The organism is Micromonospora sp. SYSU B005 (assembly GCF_055362685.1).
Window position 1 is genome coordinate 257048 of the sequence record NZ_JAXCFU010000004.1, and the last position, 13611, is coordinate 270658.

Here is a 13611-nt window from a genome sequence, read left to right on the forward strand (position 1 = left end):
ATGACCAGGCTTCAAGTGCAGGAGTGAGGTCGCTGCGGGTGCTGCCCGCACGACCTCGGAGTGAGGAGTGCAGTGGCAGGAAAGGCCCGCGTACACGAGCTTGCCAAGGAGCTCGGGGTCGAAAGCAAGACCGTTCTCGCCAAGCTCAAGGAGATGGGCGAGTTCGTGAAGTCCGCGTCCAGCACCGTCGAGGCGCCTGTCGCCCGGCGGCTGCGTAGCGCGTTCGTAGCCGGTTCGTCGGCGCCCGCCGGCCCGCCGGCTGCCGCGCCCAGTGGCCCGGCACCGACCCCGACGCCCACCCCGACCCCGGGTGCCCCCCGGGTCTCGGCCAAGCCGATGCCGCCCCGGCGTCCGGCCGCGCCGACCCCTGGACCGAAGCCCAAGGGCCCGGTCCCCGGCCCGCCGCAGCCGGCGACTCCGGTCGCCAAGCCGGCGAGCGCGCACGACATCGAAGTGGCAGCCGCCGAGGCGCGTGCCGCCGCGCTCAAGGCTGAGCAGGAGGCCGCGGTCAAGGCCGCCCAGGCCGCCCGTCAGCAGCAGCGCGAGACCGTACGCCGGGAGCCCCCGGCCGAGGGCGGTGCTCGCCCGGGTCCGCGTCCCGGCCCGAACGCCATGCCGCCGCGTCCGGGTTCCCCGGCCGCCGGTCGTCCCGGCGGTCCGGGTCAGGGTCAGGGCCCCGGTGCCCGGCCCGGCGGTCGTCCGCCGGCGCGCGGCGCCGGTAACAACCCGTTCGGTATCCAGGGCGGCCAGCAGCAGCGGCCCCCGGCCGCCGGTGCGGGCGGTCCCCGTCCCAGCCCGGCCGGCATGCCGCCGCGGCCCAGCCCGGCGTCGATGCCGCCGCGGCCGAGCCCGGCCTCGATGCCGAGCCAGCGCCCGACCACCGGCCGCCCCGGCGGCCCCGGTGGCGGTCGTGGTGGACCCGGCGGCGGCGCCGGTCGTCCCGGCGGCGGTGGCGGTGGCTACCGCGGTGGACCCGGTGGTGGCGGCGGTGGCGGTGGCTACCGCGGCGGTCCCGGTGGTGGCGGCGGTGGCGGTGGCTACCGCGGCGGTCCCGGCGGCGGTGGCGGTGCTCCCGGCGGTGGTTTCCGTCCGGGTGGTCCGGTCGGCGGCGGTGGCCGTCCCGGTGGCGGCGGTCGTGGCCGTGGCGGTGGCGCGGCGGGTGCCTTCGGGCGTCCCGGCGGCCGGCCCACCCGCGGTCGCAAGTCCAAGAAGCAGCGCAGACAGGAGTTCGACAACCTGTCGGCCCCGACCATGTCCTCGGGCGCGCCCCGCGGTCAGGGTCAGGTCGTCCGGTTGTCCCGTGGCGCCTCGCTGTCGGACTTCGCCGACAAGATCAACGCCAACCCGGGTTCGCTGGTCCAGGAGATGTTCAACCTGGGCGAGATGGTGACGGCCACCCAGTCGTGCTCCGACGAGACCCTGCAGCTGCTGGGTGAGCACCTCGGCTTCGACGTGCAGATCGTCAGCCCGGAGGACGAGGACCGCGAGCTGCTCGCGCAGTTCAACATCGACCTCGACGCCGAGGTCGCGGCGGACCGCCTGGTCAGCCGTGCGCCGGTCGTGACCGTCATGGGTCACGTCGACCACGGTAAGACCAAGCTGCTCGACGCGATCCGCAAGGCGAACGTGGTGGCCGGCGAGGCGGGTGGCATCACCCAGCACATCGGCGCCTACCAGGTCCACGTCCCGCACGAGGGCGAGGACCGCGCGGTGACGTTCATCGACACCCCGGGTCACGAGGCGTTCACCGCCATGCGTGCCCGTGGTGCCCAGGTCACGGACATCGTGATCCTGGTGGTCGCGGCCGACGACGGCGTCATGCCGCAGACCATCGAGGCGCTCAACCACGCCAAGGCGGCGGACGTGCCGATCGTGGTCGCGGTCAACAAGGTCGACAAGCCCGAGGCGAACCCGGACAAGGTCCGCCAGCAGCTGACCGAGTACGGCCTGGTCGCCGAGGAGTACGGCGGCGACACCATGTTCGTCAACGTGGCGGCCAAGCCCGGTATCGGCATCGAGGAACTGCTCGAGGCCGTGCTGCTGACCGCCGACGCGTCGCTGGAGCTGACCGCTCCGATCGACGGGCCGGCGCAGGGTGTCGCGATCGAGGCGCACCTGGACAAGGGCCGTGGTGCGGTGGCGACCGTGCTGGTGCAGAAGGGCACCCTGCGTGCCGGTGACTCGATCGTCGCCGGTGGGGCGCACGGCCGGGTCCGGGCCATGCTCGACGAGAACGGCAAGCCGGTCGATTCGGCCGGTCCGGCCCGTCCGGTCATGGTGCTGGGTCTGACCACGGTGCCGGGTGCGGGTGACACCTTCCTGGCCGCCGAGGACGACCGCACCGTGCGGCAGATCGCCGAGCAGCGGCAGGCGCGGAGGCGGGCGGCGTCGTTCGCCAACTCCCGTGGCCGGGCCACTCTCGAGACGCTCATGGAGCAGCTCAAGGAGGGCGAGAAGACCTCGCTCAACCTGGTGCTCAAGGGCGACGTCTCCGGTTCCGTGGAGGCGCTCGAGGACGCGCTGTTCAACCTCGACATCCCCGAGGAGGTCCAGCTTCGGATCATCCACCGGGGCGTGGGCGCGATCACCGAGAGCGACGTCATGCTCGCGAGCGCCTCGTCCGAGGCGGTCACGATCATCGGCTTCAACGTGCGGGCCTCGAACAAGGTCCGCGAGATGGCCGACCGCGAGGGCGTGGAGATCCGGTACTACACCGTCATCTACCAGGCCATCGAGGAGATCGACGCCGCGCTCAAGGGTCTGCTCAAGCCGGAGTACGAGGAGGTCGAGCTGGGCACCGCGGAGATCCGCGACGTCTTCCGCTCGTCCAAGATCGGCAACATTTCCGGCTGTATCGTCCGGTCCGGCCTCATCCGCCGCAACGCCAAGGCGCGGCTGCTGCGGGACGGGGCGGTCGTGGCGGACAACCTCACGATCAGCTCCTTGAAGCGGTTCAAGGACGACGCGACCGAGGTCCGCGAGGGCTTCGAGTGTGGTCTGACGCTGGGCGGCTACAACAACGTCCAGGTCGGCGACGTCATCGAGACGTTCGAGATGCGCGAGAAGCCGCGCGCCTGAGAACCACGCGTACGACCGGCCGGCGGCCGGCGGCCGGGGCCTTCGGGCCCCGGCCGTCGCCGTTTCCGCAGGCTGCGACAATCTGCGGCGTGATCCGGTACGCACTGCTCCTCGCCCCCTCCGCCAACCGCGTCTACGCCGACGCGGCGGCCCGGCTGGCCCGCGCCGAACTGGCCGTGTTCGCCGGTTCCGGCGTACTGGACGCCGTACCGGCCGACGCGGAGGTGACGCGGATCGGCGGGGTGGAGTACCTGACGTTCACCACCGGCGGCCCCGGGCTGGGCGAGCGGGACCTGGCTCACCTGGCGAACCTGTCGGCCGCGTACGCGCTGTTCGAGCGGGTCGGCGACGACCTGCTGCGGCCGGTGCCGCTGCGCCCGCTGGCCCGGTACGACTCCGACCTGATCACCATCCCCAAGTACGCCGGCAAGACCAACGAGCAGTTCACCCGGCTGCTGCTCAACGTCACGGTGCTCGCCTCCGCCGCCGCGCCGCGGATGCTGGACGGGCCGGTGGTGGTGCTGGACCCGCTCTGCGGCCGGGGCACCACGCTCAACCAGGCGCTGATGTACGGCTACGACGGCATCGGCATCGAGCGCGACAGTCAGGACGTGGAGGCGTACGCGGCGTTCCTGCGTACCTGGCTGCGCCGCAAGCGGCTCAAGCACACCGCCGAGTCGACGTCGGTGCGCCGGGACCGCAAGCTGGTCGCCCGCCGGTTCGAGGCGGTGCTCGCGCCGTCGCGGGACGAGCACCGGGCCGGGGCCACCCAGCGGGTCACCGTGCTCAACACCGACACCACCCGGGCCCGCGAGGCGTTGCGCGCCCGCTGCGCGGACGTGATCGTCACCGACGCGCCGTACGGGGTGGCGCACGGCAGCCGTACCGGCCAGGGGTTGTCCCGCAGCCCGCTGGAGCTGCTCACCGCGGCCGTGCCGGTGTGGCGGGAGCTGCTGCGCCCCGGTGGCGCGATCGGGCTGTCCTGGAACACCCACGTGGCGCCGCGGGCGCAGGCGGAGGCGGTGCTGGCCGACGCCGGTCTGCGGGTGCTCGGCGGCCCCGGCTTCGGTGACTTCGCCCACCGGGTCGACCAGGCGATCGAGCGGGACGTGCTGGTGGCGGTCGCGCCTTGAGTGCGTGCCGTGGATGAGGCCGAGGGCGGCTTGGAGTTCGGCGGGTAGGGGGTCCGCTGCGGCTGTCTCACGTCCGCACATCGGCCAGATCCGCGCCCGGCGGCCTCGATCACTCTCACGGCTACCGGGCGAATGATCGCGCCGTTGCCCCGGCTCCGACGCGGGCGCCGCCTCCGACCGAAGCTGTCACGCCGGCAGAAGGCCGTCACGCGAAGGTCCGTGCCCACGGCGAACGCGACCCCGCGAGACATGGCCGGTCGTCCGGGTATGCCTAGCCATACTCGCAATACGCCCACGAGTGTCAGTGACCGCGACACGAACCCCATGATCTTCTGGCTCTGCAACGGAACCAGAAGGAAGGTGGCACTTCGTGACGACGAGAATGAAAGGGGTGCTGGCATTCTTAGTCATTTCGTTTGGGATGAGTTGGGCGTGGTTGCTCCTCGCCCGGCTGGGCTTGGGGCTTTCGCTGGTCAACCCGCTGGTTCAGCTTCCTTTTGGCTTCGCCCCAGCCATGGCTGCGATCGTCGTACGTCGGTGGATCACGCGGGAGGGGTTCCGCGATGCGGGGCTCGCTCCTCGTTTGCGCGGTGCGTGGTCCTCCTATCTCGTGGCTTGGCTCGGTCCGATGGGGCTCGTGGTGGCTACCGTCGGGTTGGCGGTGGCGACGGGCCTGTGGAATCCGGATCCCTCTGCCCTGGACGGCGCCGTTCCTGGGCTTCCGGGGTGGGCGCTCGTTCTTCTGCTGATGGTTGCCGTCCCGTTGCTCACCCCCTTCTACTGGGGTGAGGAGTTCGGCTGGACGAGCTATCTGAGGCTCAGGATTTTCGTGGGCAGGCCGCTTATGTCGGCCACCGTGACAGGGCTCATCTGGGCGGTCTGGCACTATCCGCTCGCCTTTCTCGGTTATATCGAATTCACCAATGTTCTCCTCGGGCTGTTGGTCTGGACAGTGGGTTTCCTGCTGCAGGAAATCATTCTCGCCTGGCTGCGCTCGCGGAGCGACAGTATCTGGCCGCCGAGCTTGGCTCACGCCGGCAACAACATGGTTCTGGCCCTGCTGACAGGATTGCTGCTGAGCGAAGGCGGAGAACTCGGTGAGATCACGGTGATGCTCCTGACGGCGGTACCGATGGCGGTCGTGTGCGTCTGGATCCTGGCCGGACGACGGCTCGCGGTACCGAGGGCCGTCGATGACCAGGCAGAGAGCGCCGCCCAGCCCGAGCCGGCCAGCAAATGGCAGCGCGGAGTCACGCCGCAGGCGTACCGTTGCTCGCCGTGTATACCGGAACCGCGCTGTTCGACCTGTTGCTCCCGGGTGACTCCCGGTCCCTGAAGGCCAAGCGGTCCTACGTCCGGCCGATCGTCGCCGCGCTGCGCAAGTTCGAGGTCTCCGCCGCCGAGGTGGGGGCGCTGGACCTGCACGGCCGGGCCGAGATCGGGGTGGCTGTGGTGGCCGCCGAGCCGGCCCACGTCCGCGAGGTGCTCGACTCCTGCGAGCGGCTGGTCGCCGCCCGCCCGGAGACCGAGCTGCTGTCGGTCCGCCGTCGACTGCACGGCGAGGACGACTGACGGCGCGTCGCGCGGCACTCCGGCCGTGCCGCGCGACGCCCGGCCGGGCGCGGGTAGTGTTCTTCAGCGTTGGGCGGTCGGACCCGGCGGCGCCCACGCGCCCGCCGTCTCCGGCCGACGGCCCGGATCGCCTGGTGGTCCGGTGCCGTCATTGGTACAGGTGATCCCGGAGGTGGGGGACATGACGGATCAGGCAAAGGTTCGCCGGCACGCGGAGCGCATCCGGGAACTCGTCGCGTCGTTGGTGCGCAGCCAGATCAAGGACCCCCGGCTCGGCATGATCACGATCACCGACGCCCGGATCACGGCCGACCTGCGCGACGCCACCGTCTTCTACACGGTGCTCGGTGACGCGGCGGCCCAGGCGAGCACCGCCGCCGCGCTGGAGAGCGCCAAGGGCATGCTGCGCAGCACCGTCGGCAAGGCGCTCGGGCTGCGGCACTCGCCGACGCTGACCTTCGTCCTCGACGACGTGCAGGACCAGGTCAAGCACATCGACGACCTGCTCGCCGCCGCGCGTACCGCCGACGCCGAGGTGCAGCGGCTGGCCGCCAAGTCCTCGTACGCGGGCGACGCCCAGCCGTACCGGGTCGAGGACGACGAGGACGCCGACGACGCCTCGGCCGAGGACGAGGACGACGACGAGCCGCGCGCCGGCGAGCGCCGGTGACCGAGGCGGCCGGGCCCACCGAGACCGCGTGGGCGGCCGCCGTCGCGGCGGTACGCGATCTCCCCGCCGACGCGCGGGTGCTGCTGATCTGCCACGTGAACCCGGACGGGGACGCGCTGGGCAGCATGCTCGGCTTCGCGCTGGGCCTGCGCCGGCTCGGCGTACGCGATCTCCAGGCCACCTTCCCCGGCCCGCCGGAGGTGCCGGAGCCGTTCCGCTGGATGCCCGGGGTGGACCTGCTGGTGCCGCAGGACGACGCGTACCCGGCGCCGGACCTGGTGATCTGCTTCGACGCGGCGAGCGAGTCCCGGCTCGGTGACCTGGCCGACCGGCTGGACACGGCGGGCGCCTCGCTGGTGCTCGACCACCACGCCTCGAACACCGGCTTCGGCCGGATCAGCCTGGTCGACCCGCACGCCGCAGCCACCTCGGTGGTGGCGCTGGAGCTGCTGGACCGGCTCGGCGTCACGCTGGACGCGGAGATCGCGACCGGGCTGTACGTCGCGCTCACCACCGACACGGGCTCGTTCCGGTTCGAGGCGACCACCCCGGCGGTGCACGAGACGGCGGCGCGCCTGATCGCCACCGGCATCCGGCCCGGCGACATCTCCCGGCGGATCTTCGACACCCGCCCGTTCGGCGCCGTCCGCCTCTTCGGCGAGGTGCTGGGCCGGGCCACGCTGGAACCGGCGGCCGCCGACGGGCACGGGCTCGTCTGGACGTACGCCACCCGCGACGACCTGGTCCGCCACGACCAGCCCGCGTACGTGCTGGAGGCGCTGATCGACTCGGTGCGCTGCACCGCCGAGGCGGACGTGAGCTGCGTGGTCAAGCAGGCGGGCGAGGCCGAATGGGCGGTGTCGCTGCGCAGCAAGGGCGCGGTGGACGTGAGCCGGGTGGCGGTGACGCTCGGCGGCGGCGGGCACCGGTTCGCGGCCGGCTTCACCGGCCGGGGATCGCTCGACGAGGTGGTCGGCCGGATCCGTGCCGAACTCGCTGCCGCCCCTTAAGGACGGATTGTCCCTTAATCTCCGCGGTGCCGAGGCGTGGCGGCACACCGAGATGTGAGCTGATCGGCGGCTTTTCCAGGGATTACGAGGCGTGCCAGCCTTTCCGCCGTGCGTGACGCTGGGGACAATCGGGTGATGGATCATCCCCGTGAGCTCACCGTCGAGGCGCCCCGGGCCTGGGACCGGCCGGTCGTCGCCGTGCCGGTGCTGATCTGCCTGTCCCTGGTCGGCGGCCAGATGCCGTCCTTCTCGACCGCGGCGAACCTCTACATCCTCACCACCGGCGGGGGGTTGATCTGGGTCGGCCTGAGCAACCGGGTGCCCCGGCGTCCGGCGCCGCGCCGGCTGCCGTCGGTGGCGCTGTGGTGGCTGGTGCCGGTGACCGTCTTCGGGGTCTTCGAGGGGGCCACGTTCGTGATGGCGGCCGGTGACGACTTCCCCACCTTCTCCCGGCTGGCCGATCCGCTGCTGGAGGACAATCTGGCCCGGTCGGCGGCCTGGTTCGCGTGGCTGTCCGCGTTCTGGGGACTGGTGCGCCGATGATGCGCGCACTGGCGATCGGCGGGTTCGGAGTCTCGATCGTGCTGTTCGCGGTGGTCGAGTGGGCCGCGCGCCGGGAGGGTTCGCGGATCCCGTCGCTGGCCGACGTCTGCGCGTTCGTCATGCCGTACGAGGTGGGCCCGGTGCCGGTCGGCCGGATCGGGCTGTTCGGTTTCTGGTGGTGGCTGGGCTGGCACTTCCTGGCCCGCTGACCGCCCTCGCCGGAGCGGGACGACGACGTTGATCTTTCCGCATTTCGGGAACTGTAGGCAGTATCTGGAAAGTGAACGTTAATTTGGGTGCGGGACCGGCGCTTCGCGGCGCTGGTCACGGGCGGTGGTGCCGCACCCGGCCTCGCCTCCCTCCAGGGTCAGACCGACCCGGGCTCCCGCTGCCAGGCGAGCCGCTCCGGTGATCCCGGACCGCTGCCGGGCGCTCAGCCGCCGACGACCTCCGGTCGCGGCGCGATTCGCCGTCGCGCCGATCCGGAGCGCCGGGCGCCCGTAGGACCGCCACGTCCCGGCGGTCCGCACCCTGGAAGGACCTCAGATGCCCAGCAAGCGCAAGCCGCAGACCGAGACCACCACCGACGAGGCGCGCGAGCAGATGCGCCGCGCGCTGCAGACCTCGATGGACACCCGTCAGTGACGTACGCCGTCCGGCGGTGACGCCGGCCGGGCCCGCGGTCCACACCCCGGCCCGACGCCGACGTCACCGCCGCTCGGGGCGCATCGCCGCCCGCGCGCCGTTACCGTCGCCCGGTGAGACGCATCCTCGTGGTCGGCGGCTCCGGCGCCGGCAAGAGCACACTCGCCGGTGAACTGGCCCGGCGACTCGACCTTCCCCTGATCCACCTCGACCGGCACTACTGGCGCCCCGGCTGGACCGCCTCCGCCCCGGCCGACTTCCGCGCCGAGGTGGCCGCGCTCGCCGCCCGCCCGGCCTGGGTGATGGACGGCAACTACGCGAGCACGCTCGACCTGCGGCTGCCCCGCGCCGACCTGCTGGTGCTCTGCGACACCTCCCGGCTGCGCTGCATGGTCCGGATCGTCCGCCGCCGGTGGGCACATCGCGCCGCGGCCCGCCCCGACCGGCCCGAGGGCTGCCCGGAGCGGCTCGATCTCGACTTCCTGCCCTACGTCTGGCGTTACCCCCGCGACTCCCGGCCCCGGGTGCTGGCCGCGCTGTCCGAGCACGCCCCCGGGCTGCCGGTGCGCCGCCTGCGGGGGCGCCGTGACACGGCCCGGTTCCTGGCCGACGTGGGTAAGTAGTACCGCGCCTTGCGGACCTTACTGGGGGCGTGCCAGGATCGGCGGCGATGAGCACCACTGCCGCCCCCGCCGTCACCGCCTCGCCGCGGCGGATCGCCGCGCTCGCGCTGCCCGCCCTCGTGGTGCTGGCCGCCGAGCCGCTCTACGTCCTGGTCGACACCGCGGTGGTCGGTCACCTCGGGCGGGTGCCGCTGGCCGCGCTGGCCGTCGGCGGCACCGTCATGACGCTCACCGCCTGGGTCGGCACCGTCGTCGCGTACGGCACCACCGGCCGCTCGGCCCGCCGGTTCGGGGCGGGGGACCGGGCCGCCGCGGTGGCCGAGGGCGTCCAGGCGTCCTGGCTCGCGCTCGCCACCGGAGTGCTGGTGGCGGTCGCCATCGGCATCGGCGGCGGCGCGCTGGCGCGTACCCTCGTCGGCGGCCCCGGCGAGGTGGTCGACGCCGCCGCCGGATGGCTGCGGATCGCGGCCCTCGGCGCGCCCGGCCTGCTGCTCGCCGCCGCCGGCAACGGCTGGCTGCGCGGCATCCAGGACACCCGCCGCCCGCTGCTGTTCGTGCTCGGCCCGAACCTGCTCTCCGCGGTGCTCTGCCCGCTGCTGGTCTATCCGGCCGGGCTCGGCCTGGTCGGCTCGGCGGTGGCGAACGCGATCGCGCAGACGCTGTCCGGCGTGCTGTTCGCGGCGGCGCTCGTGCGGGAGCGGGTCTCGCTGCGCCCCCGGCCCCGGGTGATCGGCCAGCAGCTCGTGCTCAGCCGGGACCTGCTCGTGCGGGGCGTCGCGTTCCAGGCCAGCTTCCTGTCCGCCACCGCCGTCGCGGCCCGCTTCGGCGCCGCCGCGGTCGGCGCGCACCAGATCGCCGTACAGCTGTGGTTCTTCACCACACTGGTGCTCGACGCGCTGGCCATCGCCGCGCAGTCGCTCGTCGGCGCCGCGCTCGGCGGCGGCGACGCGGCGGCCGCGCGGTTCCTGGCCCGCCGCGTCGCGCTGCTCGGCGGGCTGTGCGGCGTGGCGTTCGCGGTGCTCATCGCCGCCGGCGCCGGCGTGGTGCCGTCGTGGTTCAGCTCCGATCCGCAGGTACGCGAGCAGGCCATGACGGCCTGGCCCTGGTTCGTCGCGCTCCAGCCGATCGGCGGCGTGGTGTTCGCGCTCGACGGGGTGCTGATCGGCGCGGGCGACGTGCGCTACCTGCGCAACCTCACCATCGTGTGCGCGTTCGGCGGGTTCCTGCCGGCGATCTGGCTGGCCTACGCGTTCGACCTCGGGCTGGGCGGGATCTGGGCCGGGCTGACGCTGTTCGTGGTGCTGCGGCTGGTCGGCCTGCTGCTGCGGATGCGCTCGGGCGCGTGGGCGGTGGTCGGCGCGGTCCGCTGACGCCGGTCAGCATGAGACCGGCAGCTCGATCGGGTGCTCCGGGTCGTACAGCGCGTCGGGGTCCTCGGGGGAGCCGATGCCGGCCGGGTCCAGGCCGCCGGGGCGGATCAGCCCGAGCTTCACGGCGTCGCAGTCCACGCCCGACCCGTAGCTCGACATCCGGTGCAACCAGAGCCCCCGGTCGGCCCGTGCCACGTCGCCGGCGTGCGGCAACCGCCAGACGATCTCGTCGTGCAGCACCACCACCGAGTGACCGGATCGGGAGGCGAGGTCGCGGAACCCGTAGACCCAGACGAAGTTGCTGGTCACCTCCAGCATCCGTACGCCGTCGGCTTGCCGGACGGCGCGGTAGGTGAACCGGCCCTTCGTCCGCGGCTGGTCCGGGGTGAGCCGGGCGTCCGGGGCCAGCCGGGTCGCGTACGTGGCGATCGTCTCGGTGGACCAGTCCTTCCGCACCGACTCCCGGGCAGCCGGCGCGACGTGACGCAGCAGCGGGGCCGGGCTGCCGCCGGTCATGAACGCGCGGTCCAGGCGGGCGGTCAGCATGGCGGCGCGGACCCGCGCCAGCCCGGCGGACACCTCGGCGCCGGTGAAGCCGCCGGTCGGCCGGGCCGGTGGCAGCACGATCCCGGCCGCCCCCGCCGGCCAGTCCGCCGCCGGCGTGCCGGCGAAGACATCCGGCGGGACAGTCGGTCCCGCGGTCGCCGGAGCGCCGGTGACCGCCGGGGACGGCGCGGCTGCCGGACGCCGGAGCTGCCGGTAGCCGTAACCGGCGGCACCGGCCGCGGCTGCCAGCAGCAGCACCACGCCGAGCGCGGCCGTCAGCCGGCGGGCGCGCCGCCGGCACCAGATCCGCAGGCGTACGGCGAGGCTCGGCCGGATCTCCCGCTCCAACCGGTCCAGCCAGTCGGGGTAGCCGTCCCGCTCGGATCCCCTCGGGCTCAGCACGGGTCCGCGACCTTCAGCGAGCGGTCCAGGTCGTACACGGCGTCCGGGTGCTCCCCGGAGCTGCCGGCGTCCCCGTAGGTCGGCGTGATCTCCAGTTCCAGCAGACCCTTGCTCAGACCGGCGCACTCCACGTTCGTCACGTAGGAGTTCGCGTCCCGCATCCACAGCCCTCGGGAGCCGGTGACGACGTCCGCCGGGAGGGGCACCTCCCAGATCACCGTGTCGTGCACCAGGATGACGTCCGGGACCGACGGGGCGCGGGTGCTCCGGACGGCGTAGACCCAGACGAAGTTGGTGGTGATCTCCAGGACGCGGATGTCGTACGCATCCCGGGTCGCGCGGTACGAGATCCGCCCCTGCACCCGCGGCGGGTCGTTCGTCAACCGGGTGCCCGGCCCGAGCCGGGTGGCGTAGTTGGCGGCGCCGCCGGCCGTGAAGTCCTTCCGGATGCTGGCGCGGGTGTCCGGGGCGAACTGGCGCACCAGCCGATCCGGGCTCTTCTCGGTGAAGAACGTGCGGTCCAGCCGGGCGGTGACCAGGGCCTTGCGTACCTTGGCCAGACCGTCGGCCACCTGCTTCTCGGTGAACGGGCCGGTCCGCTTGACCCGGGGCAGCGCGATCCCGGCCGCACCCTCCGGGAAGCCGGCCGCGGGGGTGCCGTCGAACGGGCCGGCGGCCGGCGGGGGCGACGCGGAGCTGACCGCCTGCTCACCGCTCGGCGGGCTCGTCGTCGGGTATGCCGTCGAGATCTCGCGCCAGCGCTGGAAGCCCTGGTAGCCCAGGCCGCCGACGAGCCCGAAGAACGCGAGTAGCGCCAGCACGACCACGCCGCCGAGCAGCTTGCCGGAGTGCCCGCCGAGCGCGATCCGCAGCCGGTCCGCCCGGCCGGGCGGCACCTCGGGCTCGGGCCGGCGCAGCCACTCGGGCACCCGTCCCAGTTCGTCCTCCGGCGGTCGGCCGGTGGAGTAGGGGTCGGGGGTGGAGCGGTGATCGGTCATCGGACTTCCCGGGCAGACGGGTCGGGGGCGCACGATCTTGACACCTCGCCGAAGCTGGGCGGTATCCCCCGCAGGGCCGATCACCGGCGTCTGGCAGGCTTGGCGGTCGTGAGCACAGACGGTCTGATCGTGGTCGACAAGCCCGGCGGCATGACGTCGCACGACGTGGTGGCCCGCATCCGGCGGCTGGCCCGTACCCGCCGCGTCGGTCACGGCGGCACGCTCGACCCGATGGCCACCGGCGTCCTCGTGATCGGTGTGGGCCGGGCGACCCGGCTGCTCACGTACGTGATCGGCGCCGGCAAGAGCTACGCCGCGACAATCAGGCTGGGACAGTCCACGGTCACCGACGACGCCGAGGGCGAGGTGGTCGCGACCACCCCGGCCGGCGCGGTCACCGACGACGGGGTACGCGCCGCGCTGGCCGCCCTCACCGGCGAGATCGACCAGGTGCCGAGCGCGGTGAGCGCCATCAAGATCAACGGTCAGCGGGCGTACAAGCGGGTCCGCGACGGCGAGGCGGTCGAACTGCCCGCCCGGCGGGTCACCGTGTCACGGCTGGACGTGCTGGCGATCCGCCGGGACGTCCCGGACGTGGTGGACGTGGACGTGGACGTGACCTGCTCGTCCGGGACGTACATCAGGGCGCTGGCCCGCGACGCGGGCGCGGCGCTCGGCGTCGGCGGCCACCTCACCGCGCTGCGCCGGACCGCTGTGGGCGGGTTCACGCTCGACGAGGCGGCCACGCTCGACCAGCTCGAGGAGCGCGCGCCGGACGTGGTGAACCTGCCGCTGGACGCCGCCGCCGCGCGGTTCTTCCCGCGCCGGGACGCCACCGCCGACGAGACCCGGGTGCTCTCCCACGGCGGGCCGCTGGCACCGGCCGGGATCACCGGGCCGTACGCCGTCTTCGACCCGGCGGGCGGGCTGATCGCTATCGTCAGCGAGCGGGACGGTCGGGCCCGCGCGGAGATCGTGCTGGCCCCGGCCTGAACGGCGCGCGGGGCGGACAGGGGAGGAA

Annotated in this window: 13 protein-coding genes; 11 read left to right on the forward strand and 2 right to left on the reverse strand. The window is 73.3% G+C overall.

Translation table 11 applies throughout. The annotated features are described in order from the left end of the window. Positions 1-72: 72 nt before the first annotated feature. From infB to SM452_RS12830, 10 genes are all read left to right on the forward strand, one after another. Entirely contained in the window at positions 73-3078 is a 3006-nt protein-coding gene (infB, locus tag SM452_RS12785) for a translation initiation factor IF-2 (RefSeq protein WP_463839969.1), read from the forward strand. Positions 3079-3167: 89 nt separating this feature from the next. Continuing rightward, positions 3168-4211 carry a TRM11 family SAM-dependent methyltransferase gene (locus SM452_RS12790; RefSeq protein ID WP_463839970.1) on the forward strand — a complete coding sequence of 348 codons (1044 nt, stop codon included), beginning with the start codon at positions 3168-3170 and terminating at the stop codon, positions 4209-4211. 370 nt (positions 4212-4581) lie between these two features. Next, entirely contained in the window at positions 4582-5547 is a 966-nt protein-coding gene (locus tag SM452_RS12795; RefSeq protein ID WP_355506954.1) for a CPBP family intramembrane glutamic endopeptidase, read from the forward strand. Beyond that, positions 5490-5783 carry a DUF503 domain-containing protein gene (locus SM452_RS12800; RefSeq protein WP_043325814.1) on the forward strand — a complete coding sequence of 98 codons (294 nt, stop codon included), beginning with the start codon at positions 5490-5492 and terminating at the stop codon, positions 5781-5783. Before SM452_RS12795 ends, SM452_RS12800 begins: the two co-directional genes overlap by 58 nt. 181 nt (positions 5784-5964) lie before the next feature. After that, entirely contained in the window at positions 5965-6453 is a 489-nt protein-coding gene (gene rbfA / locus SM452_RS12805; RefSeq protein WP_463839971.1) for a 30S ribosome-binding factor RbfA, read from the forward strand. Continuing rightward, positions 6450-7463, forward strand: coding sequence for a DHH family phosphoesterase (locus SM452_RS12810; RefSeq protein WP_463839972.1), 1014 nt, complete (start codon positions 6450-6452; stop codon positions 7461-7463). Before rbfA ends, SM452_RS12810 begins: the two co-directional genes overlap by 4 nt. 135 nt (positions 7464-7598) lie before the next feature. Beyond that, a complete protein-coding gene (locus SM452_RS12815) occupies positions 7599-8006 on the forward strand; it encodes a hypothetical protein (RefSeq protein WP_262013628.1) in 408 nt (135 codons plus the stop codon). Continuing rightward, positions 8006-8215 carry a DUF6186 family protein gene (locus SM452_RS12820; protein WP_463840024.1) on the forward strand — a complete coding sequence of 70 codons (210 nt, stop codon included), beginning with the start codon at positions 8006-8008 and terminating at the stop codon, positions 8213-8215. Before SM452_RS12815 ends, SM452_RS12820 begins: the two co-directional genes overlap by 1 nt. 549 nt (positions 8216-8764) lie before the next feature. Continuing rightward, the gene (locus tag SM452_RS12825; protein ID WP_355506958.1) at positions 8765-9274 is read left to right on the forward strand and encodes a P-loop NTPase family protein; all 510 of its coding nucleotides are present in this window, start codon (positions 8765-8767) and stop codon (positions 9272-9274) included. Positions 9275-9321: 47 nt separating this feature from the next. Beyond that, positions 9322-10644 (forward strand): MATE family efflux transporter, encoded by a 1323-nt coding sequence (locus SM452_RS12830; protein WP_463839973.1) that lies wholly within the window; start codon positions 9322-9324, stop codon positions 10642-10644. A gap of 6 nt (positions 10645-10650) precedes the next feature. Here SM452_RS12830 and SM452_RS12835 read toward each other — a convergent pair whose 3' ends face one another. Both SM452_RS12835 and SM452_RS12840 read right to left on the reverse strand, forming a co-directional pair. Continuing rightward, complete coding sequence (locus SM452_RS12835) at positions 10651-11592, reverse strand: hypothetical protein (protein WP_262013626.1); 942 nt, start codon at positions 11590-11592, stop codon at positions 10651-10653. Beyond that, positions 11586-12590 carry a hypothetical protein gene (locus SM452_RS12840; RefSeq protein WP_463839974.1) on the reverse strand — a complete coding sequence of 335 codons (1005 nt, stop codon included), beginning with the start codon at positions 12588-12590 and terminating at the stop codon, positions 11586-11588. The genes SM452_RS12835 and SM452_RS12840 overlap by 7 nt, the downstream gene beginning before the upstream one ends. A 108-nt stretch (positions 12591-12698) precedes the next feature. Here SM452_RS12840 and truB point away from each other — a divergent pair, with 108 nt between their 5' ends. After that, the gene (gene truB, locus SM452_RS12845) at positions 12699-13583 is read left to right on the forward strand and encodes a tRNA pseudouridine(55) synthase TruB (RefSeq protein WP_463839975.1); all 885 of its coding nucleotides are present in this window, start codon (positions 12699-12701) and stop codon (positions 13581-13583) included. The last annotated feature ends 28 nt before the right edge of the window (positions 13584-13611 follow it).

Coding starts and splice junctions, on each gene's coding strand:
- rbfA (WP_463839971.1), top strand. CDS start 5,965: ATGACGGATCAGGCAAAGGTTCGCCGGCACGCGGAGCGCATCCGGGAA.
- SM452_RS12815 (WP_262013628.1), top strand. CDS start 7,599: ATGGATCATCCCCGTGAGCTCACCGTCGAGGCGCCCCGGGCCTGGGAC.
- SM452_RS12820 (WP_463840024.1), top strand. CDS start 8,006: ATGCGCGCACTGGCGATCGGCGGGTTCGGAGTCTCGATCGTGCTGTTC.
- SM452_RS12830 (WP_463839973.1), top strand. CDS start 9,322: ATGAGCACCACTGCCGCCCCCGCCGTCACCGCCTCGCCGCGGCGGATC.
- SM452_RS12840 (WP_463839974.1), bottom strand. CDS start 12,590: ATGACCGATCACCGCTCCACCCCCGACCCCTACTCCACCGGCCGACCG.